This window comes from Tetzosporium hominis (genome assembly GCF_002265435.1).
Taxonomy (GTDB): Bacteria; Bacillota; Bacilli; order Bacillales_A; family Planococcaceae; genus Chryseomicrobium; species Chryseomicrobium hominis.
Genome location: NZ_NOKQ01000052.1, coordinates 1 through 205 on the forward strand (window position 1 = coordinate 1; position 205 = coordinate 205).

The window sequence follows — 205 nt, forward strand, 5'->3', positions numbered from 1 at the left end:
GGACTATCCATCCATTCATGAACAACCGCATCCGCTTTGGCAATGAAGCACATTACCAAGAAGATTTGGCAACTATCAAGGCCAAATTTACCCAGTTGATGAAAGTGGGTGTCCGCGAATTTGGTATCCTTGCAGATGATGCACCAAGCCCAGTTGGAGGCTACAATAGCTACAACCGCTTGATGCAAGATATGACCAAGTGGGA

At 46.3% G+C, this 205-nt stretch carries 1 protein-coding gene; it reads left to right on the top strand.

Going from position 1 to position 205, the window contains the following annotated elements; translation table 11 throughout:
• A partial coding sequence (locus tag CF394_RS00165) for a beta-N-acetylglucosaminidase domain-containing protein (RefSeq protein ID WP_133079766.1) occupies positions 1-205 on the top strand: 205 nt, incomplete at both ends.